21 protein-coding genes are annotated in these 21,971 nt (G+C 72.7%); 8 read left to right on the top strand and 13 right to left on the bottom strand.

Features of this window, described 5'->3' with window-relative positions; all coding sequences use genetic code 11:
• Positions 1-16: 16 nt before the first annotated feature.
• Genes EDF20_RS04355 through EDF20_RS04365 form a run of 3 tightly spaced genes read left to right on the top strand, consistent with a single transcriptional unit; the run spans position 17 to position 4,062 of the window.
• Positions 17-958, top strand: coding sequence for a glycosyltransferase family 2 protein (locus tag EDF20_RS04355; protein ID WP_133737802.1), 942 nt, complete (start codon positions 17-19; stop codon positions 956-958).
• Entirely contained in the window at positions 948-2,486 is a 1,539-nt protein-coding gene (locus EDF20_RS04360; protein WP_133737803.1) for a DUF2142 domain-containing protein, read from the top strand. Before EDF20_RS04355 ends, EDF20_RS04360 begins: the two co-directional genes overlap by 11 nt.
• Positions 2,479-4,062 carry a DUF2142 domain-containing protein gene (locus tag EDF20_RS04365; RefSeq protein ID WP_133737804.1) on the top strand — a complete coding sequence of 528 codons (1,584 nt, stop codon included), beginning with the start codon at positions 2,479-2,481 and terminating at the stop codon, positions 4,060-4,062. Before EDF20_RS04360 ends, EDF20_RS04365 begins: the two co-directional genes overlap by 8 nt.
• Here EDF20_RS04365 and EDF20_RS04370 read toward each other — a convergent pair.
• A complete protein-coding gene (locus EDF20_RS04370) occupies positions 4,001-5,146 on the bottom strand; it encodes a glycosyltransferase (protein WP_243833362.1) in 1,146 nt (381 codons plus the stop codon). The two genes, EDF20_RS04365 and EDF20_RS04370, sit on opposite strands and share 62 nt — an antisense overlap.
• A gap of 131 nt (positions 5,147-5,277) precedes the next feature.
• On the opposite strand from EDF20_RS04370, the gene EDF20_RS04375 reads away from it, so the two are divergent.
• Positions 5,278-6,204 (top strand): lysylphosphatidylglycerol synthase domain-containing protein, encoded by a 927-nt coding sequence (locus tag EDF20_RS04375; RefSeq protein ID WP_166644749.1) that lies wholly within the window; start codon positions 5,278-5,280, stop codon positions 6,202-6,204.
• Positions 6,204-7,712, top strand: a complete 1,509-nt coding sequence (locus EDF20_RS04380; RefSeq protein WP_133737807.1) for a glycosyltransferase family 39 protein — start codon at positions 6,204-6,206, stop codon at positions 7,710-7,712. Before EDF20_RS04375 ends, EDF20_RS04380 begins: the two co-directional genes overlap by 1 nt.
• Here the strand turns inward: EDF20_RS04380 and EDF20_RS04385 are convergent.
• From EDF20_RS04385 to EDF20_RS04405, 5 genes are all read right to left on the bottom strand, one after another.
• Complete coding sequence (locus tag EDF20_RS04385) at positions 7,645-9,552, bottom strand: glycosyltransferase (protein ID WP_208292572.1); 1,908 nt, start codon at positions 9,550-9,552, stop codon at positions 7,645-7,647. The genes EDF20_RS04380 and EDF20_RS04385 overlap by 68 nt on opposite strands.
• Before the next feature lie 72 nt (positions 9,553-9,624).
• Entirely contained in the window at positions 9,625-10,488 is an 864-nt protein-coding gene (rfbA, locus tag EDF20_RS04390) for a glucose-1-phosphate thymidylyltransferase RfbA (RefSeq protein WP_133737809.1), read from the bottom strand.
• Between the two features lie 2 nt (positions 10,489-10,490).
• Complete coding sequence (gene rfbC, locus EDF20_RS04395) at positions 10,491-11,102, bottom strand: dTDP-4-dehydrorhamnose 3,5-epimerase (RefSeq protein ID WP_133737810.1); 612 nt, start codon at positions 11,100-11,102, stop codon at positions 10,491-10,493.
• Positions 11,103-11,146: 44 nt separating this feature from the next.
• Positions 11,147-11,377, bottom strand: coding sequence for a hypothetical protein (locus tag EDF20_RS04400; protein ID WP_133737811.1), 231 nt, complete (start codon positions 11,375-11,377; stop codon positions 11,147-11,149).
• A gap of 103 nt (positions 11,378-11,480) precedes the next feature.
• The gene (locus tag EDF20_RS04405) at positions 11,481-12,371 is read right to left on the bottom strand and encodes a M15 family metallopeptidase (RefSeq protein WP_133737812.1); all 891 of its coding nucleotides are present in this window, start codon (positions 12,369-12,371) and stop codon (positions 11,481-11,483) included.
• A 193-nt stretch (positions 12,372-12,564) separates the two neighbouring features.
• On the opposite strand from EDF20_RS04405, the gene rfbB reads away from it, so the two are divergent.
• Genes rfbB through EDF20_RS04420 form a run of 3 tightly spaced genes read left to right on the top strand, consistent with a single transcriptional unit; the run spans position 12,565 to position 15,568 of the window.
• A complete protein-coding gene (rfbB, locus tag EDF20_RS04410) occupies positions 12,565-13,551 on the top strand; it encodes a dTDP-glucose 4,6-dehydratase (protein ID WP_133737813.1) in 987 nt (328 codons plus the stop codon).
• Complete coding sequence (gene rfbD, locus EDF20_RS04415) at positions 13,548-14,432, top strand: dTDP-4-dehydrorhamnose reductase (protein WP_133737814.1); 885 nt, start codon at positions 13,548-13,550, stop codon at positions 14,430-14,432. The genes rfbB and rfbD overlap by 4 nt, the downstream gene beginning before the upstream one ends.
• The gene (locus tag EDF20_RS04420) at positions 14,429-15,568 is read left to right on the top strand and encodes a glycosyltransferase family 1 protein (protein ID WP_133737815.1); all 1,140 of its coding nucleotides are present in this window, start codon (positions 14,429-14,431) and stop codon (positions 15,566-15,568) included. Before rfbD ends, EDF20_RS04420 begins: the two co-directional genes overlap by 4 nt.
• A 38-nt stretch (positions 15,569-15,606) precedes the next feature.
• Here EDF20_RS04420 and EDF20_RS04425 read toward each other — a convergent pair whose 3' ends face one another.
• The 7 genes from EDF20_RS04425 to EDF20_RS04455 all read right to left on the bottom strand — a co-directional run bounded on the left by EDF20_RS04425 (position 15,607) and on the right by EDF20_RS04455 (position 21,881).
• On the bottom strand, positions 15,607-16,959 hold the full coding sequence (locus tag EDF20_RS04425) for an LCP family protein (protein WP_243833363.1): 1,353 nt from the start codon (positions 16,957-16,959) through the stop codon (positions 15,607-15,609).
• A complete protein-coding gene (purE, locus tag EDF20_RS04430; RefSeq protein ID WP_123547286.1) occupies positions 16,956-17,423 on the bottom strand; it encodes a 5-(carboxyamino)imidazole ribonucleotide mutase in 468 nt (155 codons plus the stop codon). The genes EDF20_RS04425 and purE overlap by 4 nt, the downstream gene beginning before the upstream one ends.
• Before the next feature lie 86 nt (positions 17,424-17,509).
• The gene (locus tag EDF20_RS04435) at positions 17,510-18,646 is read right to left on the bottom strand and encodes a 5-(carboxyamino)imidazole ribonucleotide synthase (RefSeq protein WP_133737816.1); all 1,137 of its coding nucleotides are present in this window, start codon (positions 18,644-18,646) and stop codon (positions 17,510-17,512) included.
• Between the two features lie 25 nt (positions 18,647-18,671).
• On the bottom strand, positions 18,672-19,133 hold the full coding sequence (locus tag EDF20_RS04440) for a hypothetical protein (RefSeq protein WP_133737817.1): 462 nt from the start codon (positions 19,131-19,133) through the stop codon (positions 18,672-18,674).
• Between the two features lie 25 nt (positions 19,134-19,158).
• Positions 19,159-20,466: a UDP-glucose/GDP-mannose dehydrogenase family protein gene (locus EDF20_RS04445; protein ID WP_133737818.1), complete on the bottom strand. Its 1,308-nt coding sequence runs from the start codon at positions 20,464-20,466 to the stop codon at positions 19,159-19,161.
• Between the two features lie 64 nt (positions 20,467-20,530).
• Entirely contained in the window at positions 20,531-21,082 is a 552-nt protein-coding gene (locus EDF20_RS04450; protein WP_243833364.1) for a PH domain-containing protein, read from the bottom strand.
• Between the two features lie 4 nt (positions 21,083-21,086).
• Positions 21,087-21,881, bottom strand: coding sequence for a biotin--[acetyl-CoA-carboxylase] ligase (locus EDF20_RS04455; RefSeq protein WP_208292573.1), 795 nt, complete (start codon positions 21,879-21,881; stop codon positions 21,087-21,089).
• Positions 21,882-21,971: the final 90 nt, after the last annotated feature.

Here is a 21,971-nt window from a genome sequence, read left to right on the forward strand (position 1 = left end):
CCCGAGGAACCCACCCGTGAAGCTGTTCATCCAGATCCCCTGCCTCAACGAGGAGGAGACACTCCCGTCCGTCCTCGAGAGCATCCCCACCTCCATCCCCGGGATCGACGAGATCCACGTCCTCGTCATCGACGACGGGTCGACGGACCGCACCGTCGAGGTCGCACGGGCCCACGGGGTCGAGCACGTCGTCCGCCACACGAGCAACATGGGCCTCGCGCGCTCGTTCCGTGACGGGGTCGACTACGCGCTGCTGCACGGTGCGGACATCGTCGTCAACACCGACGGGGACAACCAGTACCCCCAGTCGCAGATCACCGAGCTCGTCCAGCCCATCCTCGAGGGCAGGGCCGACATCGTCATCGGCGACCGACAGACCCGCACCATCGAGCACTTCTCGAAGTTCAAGCGCACGATGCAGGGCCTCGGCAGCTGGGTGGCGAGCCGCGCCGCCGGTCTCGACCTGCCCGACGCCGCCAGCGGCTTCCGCGCCTACTCGAAGTACTCGCTGATCCGCCTCAACATCGTCACGCGCTTCAGCTACTGCATGGAGACCATCGTGCAGGCGGGCTACAAGCGGCTCGCCCTCACCAGCATCCCCATCACGACCAACCCGAAGACCCGCGAGTCGCGGCTGTTCAGCAACATCTGGCAGCACATGTTCATGTCCGGCTCCGCCATCGTCCGCGTGTACCTGATGTACCGGCCGATGGCGCTCTTCGCGTGGATCAGCGCGGTCCTCCTCGCCGTCGGACTGGTGCCCTTCGTCCGCTACCTGGTGCTGCTGCAGGTCGACCCGGGCGGGGACCACCTGCAGTCGCTGCTCCTCGGCGTCCTGCTCGTCATCACCGCGTTGCTCTCCGTCGTGATCGGGGTGGTCGCCGATCTGACGAGGCTGAACAGGACCCTGGCCGAGGAACAGCTCGACCTCCTGAAGCTCCAGCGTTATGGCGACTGAGACAATCTCCGTACCTCAGGTCACCCGGTCGGAGTGGGCGATCCTCTCCTGCGTCACCGCGGCCTTCACTGTGGCCCTCACGCTCTGGGCCCTGCTCACGCCGATGTTCCAGGCGCCCGACGAGGTCGTCCACTTCGACGCCGCGGTCCGCGTCGCCGAGGGCGACGGCTGGCCTGCCCCGGGCGAGGCCCTGTTCCGTGCCGCCTCGCTCGCCGCGCAGGACTCGATCACCACCGTGCCCACGGAAGACCGGTCGAGCTGGGCCGACCTCGAGGCGGCGCACCCCGGGACGACGACCGACGTCAACCAGATGACGCAGCACCCGCCGACCTACTACCTCCTCGCGGGCGCCGTCCTCGACGCCGTCGACTTCACCCAGCACCGCTGGGACGCCGGAGTCCTCGCCCTCCGCCTCCTCGACGTCGTCCTCGTCGCCCCGCTCCCCCTCCTCACCTGGGCCACCGTCCGACGCCTCACCCGCTCCCCCCGCACCGCCCTCGTCGCCGCCACCGCCCTCTTCGCCGTCCCCCAGCTCGCCCAGATCGGCGCCTCCGTCACCAACGACGCCCCCGTGATCCTGCTCGGCGGCGTGGTCGTCTGGCTCACCACCCGCGTCCTCACCGGCGACCGCACCTGGCGCACCACCCTCCTCCTCGGCGCCGCCCTCGGCCTCATGCTCGCCGTCAAGGGCACCGCCTTCCCCGCCGTCCCCTTCGTCGCCCTCGCCGTCCTCCTCGGAGGCGCCAGCACCGTCCCCCTCCGCACCCGCCTCCTGCAGACCCTCGGCACCGGCGCCGTCACCGCCGCCCTCGGCGCCTGGTGGTGGATCGGCAACCTCGTCCGCTACGGCACCCTCCAGCCCAACGGGCTCCCGAGGTCGTTCACCCCCGTCCCGTGGCCGGAAGGCGAGGGCCCGAACGCGGGCGCGTTCGTGAACACCGAGTGGAACCGCCTCTCAGCGTCGTTCTGGGGCCAGTTCGGCCGCCTCGAGTTCGCCATGACGCCGATCCTCACCGACCTGCTGACGGTCTCGTGCCTCCTGTTCGTGGTGTGGTCCGCGTTCCGTCCCGGCCCTCGTCGGCGCATCGCCTGGGTGCTCGCGTCCTTCCCCCTCCTCACCCTCCTCGTGCTGCTCCAGAACAACTGGTCCTCGTACGAGCGCACCCAGGAGATCTCCGGCGCGCAGGGCCGCTACTTCTTCGGAGCGCTCGTCGCGCTGGTGGCCCTCGCCGCCCTCGGCGCCCTGACCGCGATCGACTCCCCCGTGACGAGGAGGCGGCTCGCCCGTGTGGTCCTCGTCGCCTCCCCCGTCATCGGCGTCTACGGCTTCTCCGTCGCGTACCGCGGGTTCTTCGAGGGGACGGACCTCGAGATCACCGGCCCCGGCGTCTCGAACCTGCTCGTGACGACCCCTGCCGGCGGCGGCGTCTTCACCGTCCTCGTCGTCCTGCTCGCCGTGACGGCCCTCGCGGCCGTCGTCGGCACGTGGCGGACGCTCTCCCCCGTCGGGAAGGAACCCCGTGCCTGAGACCTCGTCGACGCCTCCGCCCGTGCGGCGCCGGGAGGCGGTGTCCGTCGCGGTGGTCACCGCTGCCTTCGGCCTGTTGCTGACCCTGTGGGCCGTCATGACCCCGATGTTCCAGGCACCGGACGAGTTCACCCACTGGGACGCCAGCGTCCGGGTCGCGCTCGACGAGGGCTGGCCCCCTCCCGGTGAGGCCCTGAACATCGCGGCGGCCCAGGCCGCCCAGGTGACGAACTTCACGATCCCGCCGGCGGAACGGCCGACCTTCGGGGCCCTGCAGGAGCAGGCGCCGGGGTACCACGACTTCGTCAACCAGATGACGCAGCACCCGCCGACCTACTACCTCCTCGCGGGCGCCGTCCTCGACGCCGTCGACTTCACCCAGCACCGCTGGGACGCCGGAGTCCTCGCCCTCCGCCTCCTCGACGTCGTCCTCGTCGCCCCGCTCCCCCTCCTCACCTGGGCCACCGTCCGACGCCTCACCCGCTCCCCCCGCACCGCCCTCGTCGCCGCCACCGCCCTCTTCGCCGTCCCCCAGCTCGCCCAGATCGGCGCCTCCGTCACCAACGACGCCCCCGTGATCCTGCTCGGCGGCGTGGTCGTCTGGCTCACCACCCGCGTCCTCACCGGCGACCGCACCTGGCGCACCACCCTCCTCCTCGGCGCCGCCCTCGGCCTCATGCTCGCCGTCAAGGGCACCGCCTTCCCCGCCGTCCCCTTCGTCGCCCTCGCCGTCCTCCTCGGAGGCGCCAGCACCGTCCCCCTCCGCACCCGCCTCCTGCAGACCCTCGGCACCGGCGCCGTCACCGCCGCCCTCGGCGCCTGGTGGTGGATCGGCAACCTCGTCCGCTACGGCACCCTCCAGCCCAACGGGCTCGCGGACGAACGCCCCCCGGCGCCGTGGCCCGCCGGCGAGGGCCCGAACGCCGGGCTCTTCTTCAACACGTTCTGGGACGGGGTGACGTCGTCCTTCTGGGGCCAGTTCGGCCGGGCCCAGTACCCGGTCAGCCCCGTCGTCAGCGACGTCCTGACGGTCGGCGCGCTGCTGCTGGTCGGCGTGTTCGCCTACCGTGCCCGCGGCACGCGCCGTGCCGCGCTGCTCCTGACCGTGCTCCCCGTGGTCATCGCCGTGGTGATGCTCGCCAACGGCTGGAACACCTACGACGAGACACAAGGCGTCTACGGCACGCAGGGGCGCTACTTCTACCCCTCGCTCGTCGCCCTGGTCGCCCTCTCCGCGATCGCGGCGACAGCGCTGCTCGCGCCGGGCGCACCACGTCGCCGTGCGGCCGTCGCCGTCGCCGTGGGCGCCCCCCTGCTCGCCCTCTACGGCCTCTCGGTGGCCTACCGCGGGTTCTTCGAGGGCTTCGACCTCGCCGTCACCGAGCAGGGTCTGCGCGAGCTCGCAGGTTCGCTGCCCGTGGGGAGGCCGGAGTTCGTCGTGCTCGCGCTGGCGACGCTCGCAGGCCTCGTCGCCGTCGCCGTGCTGACGGCGCGGGTCCGCGACCGCCCGGAGCTCACGACCGACGACGCCGCAGTGCCTCCTGCACGCCCCGTCGAGACGAGCCGCCAGCCATGAGGACCGCCTCCAGCGGCTCGACCACGGCCTCGGGCGTGAACGAGCGGTCCGCCCGCGCCGCGGCGCGGAGCCGCAGGTCGGCGAGTCGCTCGGGGTCGCCGGCGAGCCGCCGCAGCTCGTCCGCGAGCGCGTGCGGGTCGCCTGCGGGCACGAACACGGCATCGTCGCCGAGCGCCCGGCGCTGGGGTGCGGTGTCGCTCGTCACGACGGCCGTGCCGGCGGCCGCGCACTGGAAGACCTTGTTCGGCACGACCTTGCCGGCCTTGGCCGTCGTGCCGAAGATGCCGAGACCGACGTCGTGCCGCGCCACGAGGGCGGGCAGCTCGCGCGAGTCGACCCACGACGTCCACGTGGCCGAGGGCGACCCCTCCGCGGCGGCCCGTGCCGCGTCGAGGTCCTGTCCGGAGCCGACGAGCGTCACGTCCACGGGGTCGTCCCGCAGCAGGGCGACCGCGCGGCCGATGGTCTCGGCACCCTGCAGCGGCGTGAAGAGCCCGAAGAAGACGACAGAGAGCCGGGTCGACGCCGTCCGCGCGGTCGAGGCGGCCGGGCGGGCCTCCGCCCAGGCGTCCGGCGCGCCCACCCCGACCACGACGGTCTTGTGCGCGGACCGACGGGGCACGAGCCGTGCGTGCTCGTCGGTGTCGACGAGCACCACGTCCGCGACGGCGACGGCACCCGCGTCGAGCAGCCGCAGGGCACGGCCGAGCAGCGAGCCGCTGGCACCCCGGTCCTGTGCCGTGGACGCGGCGAAGATCAGGTGGTCGAGCACCACGGGGGTCCTCGGGAAGAGCAGCCGCGCGAGCCACACGTCGAAGTGCCCCATGTACCCGACGAGCACGACGTCGGGGCGACGCCGACGCGCCTCGCGTCGTGCCGACACCGCGAGCCTCGTCCACGACCGGGCGAGCCTCAGCAGGAGGCGGAGGCCCCCGGTGCGCGAGCGGAGCAGGTCCACGCGCTCGGCGGTCGAGAGCCCGAGGGGCTCGTTCGCCTCGGTGGTCGTGTGGCCCCTCTGTCGGAGGCCCTCGGAGAGGACCGCGACCCTCGGGTGGTTCTCCGCTTGATAGGTTCCGAACGACACGACGTGCACGATGCTCCCTCTTCCTCCTCGACAGGCCAGGGGCCTGCCCGCAGCCGATCCCCCAGAGACTCTAGGTGACCATGAACGACCCCGTGCCCCCCGGCGCACGCGCCCGCCGGAGCAGAGGACGCGTGCTCCGCACAGCGCTCGTCGTGGTCGCGCTCGCGCTCTGCGTCGTGTTCCTCGCCCCCAGGGCAGGCGAGATCGTCGCCTCCTTCGGCCGCCAGGACGCCGGCACCGTGTTCGGCGCGCTGCTGCTGGGCGCCCTCGCCACCTACGCGACGTTCCTCTCCTGGCGGGCCCTCCTCGCGGGCGCCGGCCACCGCCTCCCCCTGGCGGCCGGTCAGCGGCTCTTCTTCGTCTCACAGATCGGCAAGTACGTGCCGGGCTCGATCTGGCCGATCGTGGCCCAGGCCGATCTCGGCCGACGCCACGGCGTGCCCGCCTCGCGTTCCGTGACCGTGGGGCTGCTGACGCTCCTCGTGAGCTGCGCGGCTGGTGTCTGCACAGCCGCGGCGACCCTCCCCTTCGTCCTGTCCAGCGCGCTGCAGCAGTACTGGTTCGTCGTCCTGTTCATCCCGGTCGTCCTGGTCGCGCTGCACCCGGCGGTCCTCCGGTTCGCCCTGCGGACGGCATCGAAGCTGCTGCGGCGTGACCTCGCCGAGGTCGCGATCCCCCTCGGGGCCGTGGTGCGGGCGTTCCTCCTCGCGGTCGTCGCCTGGCTGCTCTTCGGCCTGCACGTCGCGGTCCTCGGCTCCGCCCTGGTCGAGACCTCCCCCGGCCAGGTCGTGCTCGCGACCGGCGCCTACGCCCTCGCCTGGCTCGTCGGCTTCGCCATCTTCTTCCTCCCCGCTGGGCTCGGCGGCCGGGAGGCCGTCCTGACGACCGTCCTGGCCGCGGGCTCGGCCCTCGACCTCGAGGCGGCCGTCAGCATGGCCCTCGCCTCACGGGTCCTGCTCAGCGTCGTGGATGTCGCTGCGTTCGGGGCGACGAGCCTGATCGGGCGTCGGCGACGAGCCGCGCTCGACGTGCACGACGACGAGAGGACGGCCCGCTGATGAGCGAGACCGACACGCGCCCGGAGGCGGCGCCCGAGACTGCCCGACGCGAACCCGCCGTCAGGTGGTCGCCGCGTCGGCGGCGTCCCGACCTGGTCGTCCTCGTGGCCGCCGTGCTGTTCACCGTGACGGTCTCCGTCGTCCGGGCCTTCACGACGCCGCTGCTCGCCACGGCCGACGAGACCGCGCACCTCGACTACGCCCTCCAGCTCTGGCACGGGGCGCTGCCCGTCTTCGAGGACGGCGTGCGGCTCGTCCAGCCGTGGGGCCCCGTGCCGCCGGTGCAGTGGGTCGCGCAGCACCCGCCGCTGTTCTACGCGCTCCTCGCGCCCCTCGTCGGCACGCTCGCCGACAGCGGCCACCTCTACACGGCCGTCCTGGCCGGCCGGGCCGCCAACGCGCTCCTCGCGGGCGCGACCGTCCTCGCCGTGTGGTGGGCGGCCCGTCAGATCTTCCGCCGCGACCGTGCGATCGCGGCGGTCGCCGCCGTCGTGACCTCGATGACCGGCATGCTCGTCCTGGTGGCGGGCTCCATCTACAACGACCTGCTGACCGTGGTCTTCGCGGCGCTGGCCGTCGGCATGTCGGCCAGGTTCGTCCGCGAAGGCGTCACACCCGTGTCGGCCGTGGTGGCGGTCCTCGTCTGCACCGGCGGGCTCGCCAGCCGGGCGTCCTTCGTCGTGTTCCTCGCCGCCGTGCTCGGCGGCGTCCTGGTCGCCCGCCGGAGGTCGAGGCTGCGGCGCGACGTGCTCGCGCGGGTCGCGACGGCCGTCGCCGCGATCGCCGTCCCCCTCGCGGCCGTCGGGTGGTTCTACGCGCGGAACCTCGCGCTGACCGGGTCCGTCACAGGAGGCCACCCCGAGTGGGCCGCCGCTAACCTGGGCCGGAACACCCACACCGTGGTCGAGGTCGTCCAGGCGCCCACGTTCTGGACCGGTCTCTTCTCGCTGTACCGCTACGACGTCGACCGGAGCGTGCCGTGGCCGTGGGCGGCGCTGCTCGGCCCCCTGGCCGTCGCCCTCGTCGGCGCCCTCGTGCTGGTCGTGCGACGTCGGCTCCGGCCGAGCCGGCCCGACCTGCTCGTCGCGCTGATGCTCCTCGCGGTGACCGGGCTCACGATCGGCATGCAGCTCGCCTTCGTGGCCGGCGGCGGCGCGCCGAACACGCGGTACTCGCTGCCGCTCCTCGCCGTGCTCGCCCCTCTGATGGCCTGGGGTCTGACGCGCGGGGGCAGGGCGGGCGTCGTCCTGGTCGTGGCCTGGACGGCGGGCGTCTTCGTGGCGTGCCTGTCCGCGCTCGACCTCGTGACGCCGGTCGGCCCGCAGGTCGTGCTCGACGTCGCGCGGGTCCTCTTCGCCGTGTCGGTCCTCGCGGGCGTGGTGTTCCTCGCGGCCGTCGCGGTGCTGCTCACCCGCGGCCCCCGCTGGTCTCCCGACGACCTCAGCGCGCCGGACTCTCACGGGCAGCGCGGACGACGTCGTCGAGGAGCACCTGCGCCCTCGCCGTGAAGGAGTGCTCACGGGCGACCGAGGCAGCTCGGCTCTCTCGGTCGGCCGCGTCGATCGGGCCGACCGAGTCGACCACCCGCCGGAGGTCGTCGACGCCGTCGTAGGTGAGCACCAGCCCGCCCAGTGCCTCGTCGAGCCCTGCCACCCGGTCGGTCACCACGACGGCTCCCGTGGCGAGCGCGTCGAAGACGCGGTTCGAGACGAACCCCTCACGGGCCATGTCCGCCCAGTGGTCGCTGAGCACGACCCTGGCGTTGCTGTAGGCGACCGGGAGCAGCTCGTTCGGCAGGTACTCGCCCCGGACGGCTCCCGGCGGGGCTGCGCCCGCCCAGCCCTCGCCCCAGAGCGAGAGCTCGAGTCCTGCCGCGATGGCGTCCGACACCACAGGCCGGGCCACTCCCCTGGTCTTGCCGACGAACAGGACGTCGCTCACCAGGGACGCGTCCTTCTCGCGCGGACGGAAGCGGGCAGGATCGGTGGCCTGCAGGAGGGGGCGTACGGACACGCCGGCCGTGGTGGTGGCCCGAGCCGCCCAGCTCGTGCTCGCAGCGTAGCGGAGGTCGTAGCCGGCGAGCTCCGTCCCGGAGACCAGGTCAGGGTGGCTGATCACCCACGACACGTTGACGGCGTAAGGGCTGAGAGGCGTGCGGTCGAGGCCGCGGAGCACCAGGGACACCTCGTCGAGGTGCTCGCTGGCGGGTCGCACGTGCGAGAGGCGGGCGTCGATCACCGCGTCCTGGCCGAGAGCGACGAGGGCGGCCGCGAGATCCGTGGCGAAGTGGGTGTCGCCCCAGTCGTCGCCCCGGGCATCGGGCCACGCCGCCGTCTTGATCGACCAGCGGAGCCGCGGCGGTCGTTCGTGCACGGCCCACCTCGGTCCGGGTCCCCGGCCTGCCGTCGGCGTGATGCGGGGTGACGAGATCCGGCTCGGCGCCCGGCCGTCGGCCGAGATCTGCACGAGCGGGGGGCCTTCGTGCAGCTCGAGTCCCAGGGCTGCCAGGGCTTCCGCAGCCCGGTCGTCTCGCACGTCCCGCCAGGTGAGGAGGAGGTCCTGGGCACCGGCGTCCAGGCTCCGCAGCGGAGGACGCCGTTGGTAGGACCGGCCGGAGGGGACGCTGACGACGCGAGCAGCAGGGCCGACGGCCTCGACGACGGCACGCGTGAGACCCACCACCGCGAGGGGGAGGTCGACGGTGGCGGGCGGGGGCACGAGGCCGGCCGTCCGCACGGCGAAGACCGGGGCGTCCGCAGCCCACACGTCGACGACGCCGAGTCGCTCCGCGTCCTCGGGCGGGAAGCCCGCGAGCAGGGACGCGGGAGCCGAGAGGGGCGACAAGGGCACGGCGCCGGCGGTCGCGACCGGGCCCTGGGGCGTGCGCAGCACGGCCTGCGCCACGACGACGCCGTCGGGCCCGTCCGTCAGCGCGTCAGCCAGGGACCGGAGGTGCTCCGCGCTGGTCTGGACGGTCGCGTCGAGCACGACGGTGCGTCGTCCTCGGAGGTGCGGCAGCGCCCAGCCGATGGCCGTCGACCAGCCGCGCGCGACCCGGGTCTCCAGCAGGGGCAGGCCCGGGGGCACGACCGGAGGGGCGTGGTCCTTGCCGACCGCCTCCTCGGCCTCGTAGACCACCACGACGAGGTGCCACCCCGTCGACCGCGCGAGGTCGGCCAGCGGCTCGAGGGAGGAAGGGCGCAGGACGACGTCGTCGACGTCGATCGTGATGACCAGGTCGACCACGTCGTCGTCGAGGTCGGCACGGAGCCGCGTCGGCGCCGACCGGTCGAGCGGCAGGGCGACGTGTCGTTCCGGTGCCGGCGGAGCCGACACGGGCCCGGGCATGACGAGCAGCCGAGCGGCCCGTCGTCGGAGACGACCGGCCGCGCGGCGCGCCCAGGCATCCACGCGGGCGCCCTAGCTGGTGAGGAGCTTCTGGAGGTAGACGCCGTAGCCGCTCTTGGCCAGCGGGGCGGCGAGCGACGCCAGGTCCTCGTCGTCGATCCAGCCGTTGCGCCAGGCGATCTCCTCGATGCAGCCGATCTTGTGGCCCTGACGGTCCTCGATGACGCGGACGTACTCGGACGCCTGCATCATGGACTCGAAGGTGCCGGTGTCGAGCCAGGCCGTGCCGCGGTCGAGCACCTGCACCTGCAGGTCGCCTGCCTCGAGGTAGCGCTCGTTCACAGTCGAGATCTCGAGCTCGCCCCGGGCACTCGGCTCGATCGTCTTGGCGATCTCGACGACGGCGTTGTCGTAGAAGTACAGCCCGGGCACGGCGTAGTTGCTCTTGGGGGCGAGGGGCTTCTCCTCGATGGAGACCGCCTTGAAGTCGTCGTCGAACTCGACGACGCCGTAGGCCTTCGGGTCGGACACGTGGTACGCGAAGATCGTCGCGCCGTCGACGTCGGCGTTCTTCGTGAGGCTGGTGCCGAGGCCCACCCCGTGGAAGATGTTGTCGCCGAGCACCAGGGCGACGCTGTCGTCGCCGATGAAGTCCTCGCCGATGACGAACGCCTGGGCGAGGCCGTCGGGCGAGGGCTGGACCGCGTACTCGATCGTCATGCCGAGCTGCGCGCCGTCGCCGAGCAGCGCACGGAACTGGTCGTTGTACTCAGGGGTGGTGATGACCAGGACCTCGCGGATGCCCGCCATCATCAGGGTCGACAGGGGATAGTAGACCATCGGCTTGTCGTAGATGGGCATGAGCTGCTTGGAGATGCCCTTGGTGATGGGCCAGAGACGGGTGCCGGAACCGCCGGCGAGGATGATGCCCTTCATGCTCAGCTCTCCTTCGAGTCGAGGGACGCGTAGAACGACCGCATGTCGTCCCAGGTGGGCAGGAGACCGGCCGAGGCCGCCTCGGCCAGGCTCGGGGCCGAGGTGTCCTTGGGAGACAGCAGTGCCTCGCCTGCCTCGGGCGGGAAGACGAGCCCGATCTCGGCGTCGAGCGGGTCGATGCCGTGCTCCCGCTCGGCCTTGAACGTGTCGGTGACCAGGTAGCTGACCGTCGCGTCGTCGGTCAGTGCGACGAAGGCGTGGCCGAGGCCCTCGGCGAGGTAGATGGCGCGGCGGTCGACGTCGTCGAGCAGGACCGAGTCCCACTGGCCGTAGGTCGGCGAGCCGACGCGGATGTCGACGACGTAGTCGAGCACGGCCCCGTGCGTCGCGGTCACGTACTTGGCCTGCCCGCGCGGGACGTCGGCGAAGTGGATGCCGCGGACGACGCCGCGCTTCGACACGGACGTGTTCGCCTGGCGGAGGTCGATCGAGTGGCCCACGACGTCGGCGAGGGCGTCGAAGCGGTACCACTCGAGGAACACGCCGCGATCATCGCCGAACTGCTTCGGCGTGATCTCGTAGCTGTCAGGGATCTTCAGTTCGCGGATCTGCACCAGAGGACACTACCAACTCCGGGCGCGTCGCCGGAGGACGCCGTTCAGCGGCCGGAGTAATCGGAAGACGGCTTGACGGCGGTGGTGGGGATGGACAGCGCACGCAGCATGTCCACGAACGCGGCGCGGTTCAGCGTCTTCGTGGGCACGCCCAGCGCCTGCATCGAGGACACCTGGCCCGAGGAGGTGAGGTGCCGGAGGGTCCGGACGTCGACGAGGCAGGTGAACCCGGTGCCGACGCGGTCGAGGGCTTCCGAGCAGCGGACGATCATCACGAGAGGGGACCTTCTGTTCTGGGGAGGGACGAGAGGACGCGGAGGAGGGGCGGAGGGCGAAGGAGGACGATGCGCGCGACGACGACGACGACGACGACGGCGGTCACCGTAGCCAGTAGTCGGCGTTGCCCACGAGCGCGGACCGCGGGACGGCGAGCGCGTCCATGGCATCGAGGAAGGCCGTGGACGACAGCTCGTAGTACGGCACGTCGAGGGCCCGCATGACGTTGACCATGCCCGTGGAGGACATGTGGCGCATGGTCCGGATGCCGAGCGTGGCGATGAAGCCCGCGCCGACGCCGGGCAGGCTGCCCGTGCACCGGACGAGGACGACCTCGAGGTCGCGGGCCACCGTCAGCGGGCCCGTCCAGGCGCCCGTGTAGTCGAAGTGCCACGCCTCAGGCCTCGAGAACCCGTTGCCCGTGGGCTGCCAGCCGTACGAGGGCGCGTTGGCGTCCATCCACCTCTTGGCCGTGCTGCCGGCGACGTCCACGCTCGCGCCGAAGTCGGCGGAGATGCCCCAGCCGTGGTTCGAGGTGCCCGGGTAGGCCGCGAGGTTGCCGGTGCCAGCCTGGTACCTGTTCCAGTAGTCCTGCTGGCGGGCGAAGTCGCGGTAGCCCTCGGTGATCGCCAGGGGGCGCCCGACGGCGCTCGCGAAGGCGAGGCTCATGTCGAAGTACCGCGCGGCGGCGTCCTGGCGCAGGTACCCCGAACCGGCGACCGAGGCGAGCACCGGCGTCAGGGCCGATGCGGGGACGCGGCCGTTCGAGTAGCCGCCCCACGCCGACTGCGCGGCCTCGGCCAGCGCCTCCTCGACGGAGTCCACGCCCTTCGTCGTCTCGCCCAGCAGGACGGCGGCCGACGCCCGCGAGGGCGAGGCCAGCGCCTCGACGACCGCCACCGCGGACGCCGCGCCGAGCAGCCCCAGGAGGCGTCGACGCGGGAGCTGCGCGGCAGGGGCCGCGGGGGCCTCTCGGCTGCCGATCTCGTGCATCCAGCTACCGTCGCATGTACCCCGACCTGCCGTCTAGGGGCCTTCCCACCCGTCTCCGGGGGACAAACACGGAGCCGGGCGACCGTCGGGCAGCAAGGAGGGCGGGCCCTGACGCGACCGTCCCGGCTCGCCCCTCGCGGCCTGTCGTCTAGGATCGACCGACACGTCCGCGACCTACCACCAAGGAACTCTCGTGAAAATCCTCGTCACCGGCGGAGCCGGCTTCATCGGCTCCAACTTCGTCCGCCGCACCCTCGAAGACGCCTACCCGGGCCTGGAGGGAGCCGAGGTCGTCGTGCTGGACGCCCTGACGTACTCCGGCAACCTCGAGAACCTCATCTCGGTCGCCGAGTCGCCCCGGTTCCGCTTCGTCCAGGGCGACATCCGCGACGGCGCCCTGCTCGACACCCTCTTCCCCGAGGTCGACGCCGTCGTCCACTTCGCGGCGGAGTCGCACGTCGACCGCTCGGTCCGCGACGCGTCGATCTTCATCGAGACCAACGTGCTCGGCACGCAGCAGCTGCTCGACGCCGCGCTGCGCAACGACCTGAAGCGGTTCGTGCACGTCTCGACCGACGAGGTCTACGGCTCCATCGTCGAGGGCTCCTGGGCCGAGGACCGCCCGCTCGAGCCGAACTCCCCCTACTCCGCGTCGAAGGCCGGCAGCGACCTGCTCGCCCGCAGCTACCACCGCACGCACGGCCTGAACATCTCGATCACGCGCTGCAGCAACAACTACGGCCCGTACCACTTCCCCGAGAAGGTCATCCCGCTCTTCGTCACCAACCTCATCGACGACGTGCACGTCCCCCTCTACGGCGAGGGGAACAACATCCGCGACTGGCTGCACGTCGACGACCACACCCGCGGCATCGCGATGGTCCTCGTCGGCGGCCGCCCCGGCGAGATCTACAACATCGGCGGCGGCACCGAGCTCACCAACAAAGAACTGACCGAGATGCTGCTCGAGGCCACCGGCAAGGACTGGTCGTACGTCGACCGCGTGCAGGACCGCCTCGGCCATGACCTCCGCTACTCGGTCGACATCTCGAAGATCCGCTCCGAGCTCGGCTACGAGCCCCAGGTGCCCTTCGCCGAGGGACTCGCCGAGGTGGTGCAGTGGTACCGCGACAACCGCCAGTGGTGGGAGCCCCTCAAGGAGCGCGCGGCACTCGCATGAGCCCCGTCTCCCCTGCCACGTACCTCGTTACCGGCGCCCGGGGCATGCTCGGGTCCGACCTGGTCGAGGCCCTCTTCGGCCGTGACGTGACCCTGTTCGGCCGTGCGGACCTCGACGTGACCGACCGCGACGCCGTGTTCGCAGCCGTCCAGGGCCACGACGTCGTGATCAACGCCGCCGCCTACACGGCAGTCGACGCCGCCGAGACCGACGAGGAGGCGGCCCTGGCGGTCAACGGGACCGCCGTCGGCCTGCTCGCCGAGGCAGCCGCCTCCGTCGGGGCGACCTTCGTCACGGTCTCGACCGACTACGTGTTCGCGGGCGACGCCATGGAGCCCTACGCCGAGGACGAGCCCCGCGATCCGCTGAACGCCTACGGCCGCACCAAGGCCGTCGGCGAGGAGGCGGCCCTCGCGGCCCACCCGGAGGGCACGTACGTCGTGCGGACGGCCTGGCTCTACGGCCGCCACGGGGCGAACTTCCCGAAGACCATGCTCGGCTTCGCGGCGACCCGGGACACCCTCTCGGTGGTCTCCGACCAGGTCGGGCAGCCCACCTGGACGATGGACCTGGCCCGCCAGATCGTCGCCCTCGTCGACTCCGACGCCCCTGCTGGCATCTACCACGGCACGAACTCGGGCTCGACGAGCTGGCAGGGCTTCGCTCAGGAGACCTTCCGGCTCGCGGGACTCGACCCGGAGCGCGTCCTGCCGACGGACAGCTCGGCCTTCGTCCGGCCGGCGGCGCGACCCGCGTTCAGCGTGCTCGGCCACGACGCGTGGGCAGCGGCCGGGCTCAGCCCTATGCGCCCGTGGCAGGAGGCGCTGGCCGAGGCCTCCGCCCAGGGCGTGCTCTCCGACGTCGCCACCACCGGACGATGACGACCCTCCGGGTCGTCATGGACCAGATCCTGGCGCCGGTCCCCGGTGGCATCGGTCGCTACACGAGCGAGCTGTCGCGGGCGTTGGTCGCCACCGCCCCTCGGGGCTGCGACGTCCAGGGGGTCGTCGCGGCGCACCCCCAGGACGAGTACGACCGCCTGACCGACCTCGTCCCCGGCCTGAGCGGCCTGGCGAAGTCCCCGCTGGGACGTCGTGAGCTCTCGCTGGCGTGGCAGGCCGGCGTCGCCGGGCTCCCCGGCCGGGGAATGGTCCACGCCACCAGCCTGCTGGCTCCGCTGGGGCGGCACGACCGCGGCCTCGCCCCCGGCAACCAGACGGTCGTGACCATCCACGACACGGTCCCGTGGACCCACCCGGAGACCCTCACCCCCCGCGGGGTGCGCTGGCACAAGGCCATGACGAAGCGGGCGTTCCGGCACGCCGACGCCGTTGTGGTGCCCACGCACGCCGTCGCGAGCGAGCTGCTCGACCTCTTCCCCTTCGGTGATCGCGTGCGCGTCGTCGGCGGGGCCGTCAGCGACGACCTCCGCGTGCCGGCCGACGCCGACGCCGTAGCGGACGGGCTCGACCTGCCCGACGCCTACGTGCTCAGCGTGGGGACGATCGAGCCCCGCAAGGGGCTCGCGCCGCTCATCCGCGCGATGGCGCACCCCGACGCTCCCGACGTCCCGCTCCTCGTCGTGGGCCCGGAGGGCTGGGGCGACGTCCGTGTGGCCGACGTGGTCGGGGAGGTCGGCCTCTCGCCCGACCGCGTCCGCACCCTCGGCTTCGTCTCGGACGCCCAGCTCGCCGTCCTCCTGCAGCGCGCGTCCGCCTTCGTCTTCCCCAGCCTCGCCGAGGGCTTCGGGTTGCCCGTGGTCGAGGCGCTGAGCCTCGGCACCCCCACCATCGTCTCCGACGCTCCGGCGCTCGTCGAGGTGGCCGCCGACGGCGCCGTCGTCGTCCCACGCGAGGACGCCGAGGGCTATCCCGAGCGACTCGCGCAGGCGATGTTCCAGGTCGTGACCGACCTCGAGCTGGCGTCCCGCCTGGGCATCGCCGGCCTCGACCGCGCCCGCGCGTTCAGCTGGCGCGACTCGGCCGACAAGGTCTGGCAGCTGCACGCCGACCTCTGACCCGGCCCGGCACCGATCGGCCCGGCCGGCTGGCAGGACTAGCCGGCCGGGGCCGCCGGGGCCGTCGCCGTCGCCACGTCGGCGCGGATGACGTCGTAGTCAGGGTAGACGTTCGAGTAGGTCGGCGGGACGATCTCGAGATCGCTGATCTGCTGCTCCTTGGCCTTCAGTGCCAGCTGGCCGAACGCGCCGAGAGCGGCCTGCGGGATGTCCGTGTCGACGGTCTGCACCCCCGCCGACGCGACCGACTGGAACTTGGACAGCACGGTGGCCGGCTGGAACTGCGACAGCAGCGCCTGCTGCACCTCGCGCTGTCGCGCCATCCGGTGGTAGTCGTCCGAGCCGTGGCGGGCACGCGCGTACCAGAGGGCGTGGTAACCGTCGAGCACCTGCTCCCCCGGCTCGATCCACCCGTCGACGTTGATCGGGTTGCCGGCGGCGTCGACGCCGCCGTTGATGGGCAGGCGCCCCTCGGTGTTGTCCACCGAGATCCCGCCGAGGGCGTCGATCAGGTCGACGAAGCCCTGCATGTCGATCAGCACGTAGTACTGGAGCGTCAGGCCCGTGACGCCCTGGACGGCGTCTCGCATGGCCTCGATGCCGGGGTTGCTGCCCTTCGACTCGGCGTCGGGGTAGAGCTCCGGGTGCTCCTCGCCGTAGGTGTAGAGGTAGCTGATCAGGCACTCGTCCCCGCAGCTGTAGCCGTCGGGGAACTCGCCCCAGAGCGGCGACCCCTCGGAGAACGGAGCGTTGTAGAGGTTCCGGGGGATGCCCACGATCGTCGTCGCCCCCGTCTCGGCGTCGATGCTCGCCACGGAGATGCTGTCGGGCCGGAGCCCGGTGCGGTCGGCTCCGGCGTCCCCGCCGAGCAGCAGGATGTTGTACCGCCCGTTCACGGGATCGGCCGCGGCGGCCTGCGAGGTGAAGAGCGAGTTCAGCAGGCCGTGCTGGACGCTCGTCAGGTAGGCACCCCAGGCGACCGGCCCCACCGTCGCGACGAGCAGCAGCGCCATGACGCCGGCGATGAACCCGCGCGCCGTGGGCGCCGTACGGATGATCCTCACGAGCCTGAGCGTGTCGAGCGTCAGGACGACCCAGAGCACCGCGTAGTACACGAGGAACACCTGGACGACGGTCAGGGCGACGACGTTCGTCGCGACCTCGAGGAGAGGGGTGCTCCAGAACAGGGCGAGGGCCACGGTGACCACGACCACGGCCCACGACACGAGGGTGGACGCCAGGCCCCAGCGACCGAGCCTCCGGCTGCCCGCGAGCACCTGGGCCGAGCCGGGGATCAGGACGTTGAGGAGCACCAGCGTCCACGCCCTCCGCGTCATGAACGAGGACGACGAGACGTCGGGGTGCCGGACCGGCAGGGAGGCGGCGCTCACAGCGATCGCTGCAGGGCGGCGTTCTTCTCCTCGACGAGCTCGCCCAGGCTCGTCGCGTAGTCGGCGAGCCGCGCCGACAGGTCGGGGTCGCCGGAGCCGAGGATGCGGGCGGCGAGCAGGCCGGCGTTGGCGGCCCCGCCGATCGACACGGTGGCCACCGGGATGCCCGCCGGCATCTGGACGATCGAGAGGAGGGAGTCGAGGCCGTCGAGCTTCGCGAGGGCCACGGGCACGCCGATGACCGGGAGGGTCGTGACCGACGCGAGCATCCCCGGGAGGTGGGCCGCGCCTCCTGCGCCCGCGATCACCACGCGGATGCCGCGACCGGCGGCCTGCTGGCCGAAGCGGATCATCTTCTCCGGCGTCCGGTGGGCGGAGACGACCTCGACCTCGTGGGCGATGCCGAACTCGGTGAGGATCGCGGCGGCGCTCTGCATCGTCGGCCAGTCGCTGTCCGAGCCCATGACGATGGCCACCGTGGGCGCTCGCTCGGGCGTCGGGGCGGTCTCGGGGTCGGTCGTCTGGTCGGGCACGAAGGAGAGGATAGCCGTCAGTCCTCGAAGAAACGGACAGCGGCGCGCGCCCTCCCCCGGGCGTCCTCGAGGTCCGGCCCGGTCGTCGTGACGTGCCCGACCTTGCGGCCGGGGCGAGGGTCCTTGCCGTAGTCGTGCACCTTCGCCCCCGGCTGGTCGGCCATCAGGGCCGGGAGCCGGTCGGCCATCGTGCCCTGGGCGGGGCCGCCGAGCACGTTGACCATGACGCTCCAGGCACGGTGCGGGCTCGTGTCGCCGAGGGGCAGGTCGAGCACGGCCCGGAGGTGCTGCTCGAACTGGCTCGTGACGGCGCCGTCGATGCTCCAGTGCCCGGTGTTGTGGGGCCGCATCGCGAGCTCGTTGACCAGGAGGCGGCCGTCGGTCGTCTCGAAGAGCTCGACCGCCAGCACGCCCGTGACGCCGACCTGCTCGGCGACGACGGTCGCGATCCGTCGGGCCTCGTCGGACAGGGCGTCGTCGGCGTCGGGGGCCGGCGCCGTGACCTCGGCACACACTCCGTCGCGCTGCACCGTCTCGACGAGGGGCCACGCGGCGATCTCACCGGAGGGCCGACGAGCGACCAGCTGCGCGAGCTCCCGCCGGAACTCGACGAGCTCCTCCACGAGCAGGGCGTCGGAGGCGCCGGCCGCGCCGAGCGCCGCGAACCAGTCGTCCGCCCCGTCCGCCGAGCGCACGACCCGGACGCCCTTGCCGTCGTAGCCGCCGCGCGGCGTCTTCACCACCGCGCGCCCGCCGTGCTCGGCGAGGAACGCGGCCAGGTCGTCGCGACCACGGACGGTCGCCCACGCGGGGACCGGCAGCCCGAGCGCCGTGAGGCGCTCGCGCATGACGATCTTGTCCTGGGCCACGAAGAGCGCCTCGGGGCTCGGGTGGACCTCGACGCCGGCGTCGACCAGAGCCCGCAGCACGTCCTGGGGGACGTGCTCGTGGTCGAAGGTCACGGCGTGGACGTCCTTCGCGAACCGCAGCACCGTCTCCGCGTCGTGGTAGTCGCCGACCTGCGTCGCGGCGAGTCGGGCGGAACTGCCCTCGGCCTCGGCCAGCACCGAGATCTCGATGCCGAGGTGGACGGCGGGCGGGACCATCATGCGGGCGAGCTGGCCGCCTCCGATGACGCCGATGCGGTAGGTCATGTCGTCTCCTGGTGGTGGGCGTCGGTCAGCTGACGATCTCACCGGTCACCTGCGGCGACGACCGGTCGCCGGTCAGAAGGCAGCGGAACGTGACGTTGGCCACGCCCACGTCGCCGCCCGTGAAGATGCCGGTGACGTCGATCGAGACCCCGCCGTCGGCCGCCACGAGCGTCTGCGTCGAGCGGTCCCCCCACGTGTAGCCGGCCTCGAGCTCGGCGCCGGCGGCCTCGACGCAGGCGTCGTAGGCGGTCTGGTCGGTCCACGCGTCCGCACCGGCCGTGGGCACGGGGGCCGCGCTCGACGGCTCGTCGGCCGGCTCCGTCTCGCCGGGGGACGGCGAGGACGACGGCGACGGGCTGCCCGTGACGCTCGCGGAGCTGGTCGGCGTCGGGCTCGCGGTCGGCCCGCCCGACCCCGTGCAGCCGCTCAGGACGAGGACGAGACCCGCCGCCACGGCGAGGACGGCGGTCTGCTTCGTGGGTGCCATGACCAGGATGCTATCGGCGTCCCGGTCAGGGACGACCGAGCCCCCGCGCCTCGAAGCCGGCCGCGCGCCACGCGCCGAGGTCGAGGACGGCACGGGCGTCCACGATCCGGAGCTCCGCGACGAGCTCCGCGACGTGCGCCGGGTCGAGCTGGCGGAACTGCTTCCACTCCGTGAGGACGAGCACGACGTCGGCGTCACGCAGGGCCGAGTCGACGTCGGCCACGTAGTCGAGCTCGGGCGCGACGCGGCGGGCGGTCTCGTTGGCCTCGGGGTCGTGCACGCGGACGGAGGCGCCGCGGTCGTGAAGCGCGCGGGCCACGTCGAGCGCGGGCGAGTCGCGGACGTCGTCGCTGTCGGGCTTGAACGCGACGCCGAGGACGGCGACGCGCGCGCCCTCGACCTCCCCCACGAGCTCGACGGTCAGGTCGACGACCTTGGCGCGGCGACGCAGGTTGACCGCGTCGACGTCGGCGAGGAACGCCAGGGACTCGAGGCCGAGCTCGTCAGCCCGTGCCTGGAACGCGCGGATGTCCTTCGGGAGGCAGCCGCCTCCGAAGCCGAGGCCCGCGTTCAGGAACTTGCGGCCGATGCGGGCATCGTGTCCGATGGCGTCGGCCAGCTGGGTGACGTCCGCCCCCGTCGCCTCCGCGATCTCGGCCATGGCGTTGATGAACGAGATCTTGGTCGCGAGGAACGCGTTCGCCGACACCTTGACGAGCTCCGCGGTCGCGTAGTCCATGACGAGTCGTGGCGTGCCCGTCGCGAGCGCCGTCGCGTAGACCTCGTCGAGCAGCGCCGTGGCGCGCTCCCCCCCGGCGCCGGCCGGGACGCCGTAGACGAAACGGTCGGGCGAGACCGTGTCCTTCACGGCGAAGCCCTCCCTGAGGAACTCCGGGTTCCAGGCGAGGTCGGCGCCGGACGAGGAGGCGCGCACCCGCTCCGCGAGACGAGCCGCGGTGCCGACCGGGACGGTCGACTTCCCCACGACGAGGTCGCCGTCCGCGAGGTGCGGCAGCAGTGCAGTCACGGCCGCGTCCACGTAGGTCATGTCCGCCGCGTGGCTGCCTGCGGTCTGGGGCGTGCCCACGGCGACGAAGTGCACCTGGGCACCCGCCGCCTCCGACATGTCGGTGGTGAAGCGGAGCCGTCCGCTGGCCGTGGCGCGCTCGAGCACCTCGGGCAGGCCGGGCTCGAAGAAGGGGGCGCGGCCGGCCGAGAGCTCGGCGACCTTGCGCTCGTCGACGTCGACGCCGACGACGTCGTGGCCGAGCTCGGCCATGCACGCGGCGTGGACCGCTCCGAGGTAACCACAGCCGATGACAGAGATTCGCATGGGGACATCTTGGCTGCTCCCGACCCCGGGCGGAAAATCGGCGCTCAGCACGAGCCGCAGAGCCTCAGCCTCGCGCAGGCGGCCAGGCGTCGGTCGCGCCGTGCTGACCCGGGGTCGACTGGTCGAGTCGGCGGCGCTGGGCGACGAGGGTCGCGTCCGCCTCCATGAGGTCGTGCAGGGTCGCCTGGACCAGGTCGGCCCCCGGGACGTCCCAGAGCACGACGGGGCGGTCGAGCCCCGTGTTCACGAGCACGTCCCCGCTGCGGAACAGGCTCTGCACGGCGTTCTTCCGCACCGTGAGGTCGTAGCCGCGGCTGTGCAGCAGCTCTTGCCGCGACCGCACGAAGAAACCCCGCCGCAGGACGATGCGCCGCGTGGTGATGACGTAGCGGCGACCGAGCCAGACCAGCAGGGGGACGAGCCAGAGCAGCAGCGCCAGCAGCACCGCGGCCCCGCGGACGATCCAGTTCTGCCACTCGAGCTCGAACCAGCTGCCGAAGTAGCCGCCCGCCGCGCACACCGCGACGAGGGCCACCGACGGCCAGAACAGCACCCGGGAGTGCGGGTGCAGGCGCGCGACGACCTCTTCCCGGGGCTGCTGCTCGGCCGTGCTCACGGGGTCATTCATACCGCAGGTGGGTGACGTCGCCGGAGGACACGGCGACGGCGCCCCCGGTCGGCGGCTCGACGACGAGACGACCCTCGTGGTCGATCGACGACGCCGTGCCGGTCAGGACCTCGCCCGAGGGCAGCTCGACGCGCACCGGGCGGCCGAGCGTGGTGCAGTCGGCGAGCACACGGGCACGCAGCCCGCTCGCCTCGGCGTCGCCCCCCGCGGACACGAGCGCGTCGACGAGCGCGACGACGTCGGCGAGCCACGCCGACAGGACCTGGTCGGCCAGCGCCTGCGTCGTCCCCTCGGCCCCGTGCAGCGACAACGAGGTGGACACCGTCGTCGGCAGCTCGTCCCGGGTCAGCGAGAGGTTGACGCCTGCGCCGACCACCACGGCCGACGCGTCGTCGCGCGCCTGGGCGAGGATCCCGCACACCTTGAGGCCGTCCACCTGGACGTCGTTGGGCCACTTCAGGCCGACCTCGCCCGTCCGGACGACGGCCGCGAGGGAGGCGCGCATCGCGACGCCCGCGGCGAGGGGCACCCAGCCCAGGGACTCGACGGGCAGCCCGCGGCGTTCGACGAGGACGCTCACGGCGAGCGTGCGGCCCGGAGGCGCGGTCCAGGTGCGGCCGAGACGCCCGCGCCCGGCCGTCTGGGACGTCGTGGCGAGGACCGCCAGGTGCGGGGCCGTCGCGTCGGCGAGCAGGTCGGCGTTCGTCGACCCGGTCTCGGCCACGTGCACGAGTCGCGGGCTGCGGGCCGAGCTCAGGGGGAAGGAGGCGCTCGTGGGGTCGGTCACGCCGCCAGCCTAGGCGTTGACGACTTCCACCATCCGAGGCACTTCGCACGCGAGGGAACCTCCAACGGCGGCCGCGGACGCCCTCGGTAG

The organism is Frigoribacterium sp. PhB116, from assembly GCF_004364285.1.
In the GTDB taxonomy this organism is placed as follows: Bacteria; Actinomycetota; Actinomycetes; order Actinomycetales; family Microbacteriaceae; genus Frigoribacterium.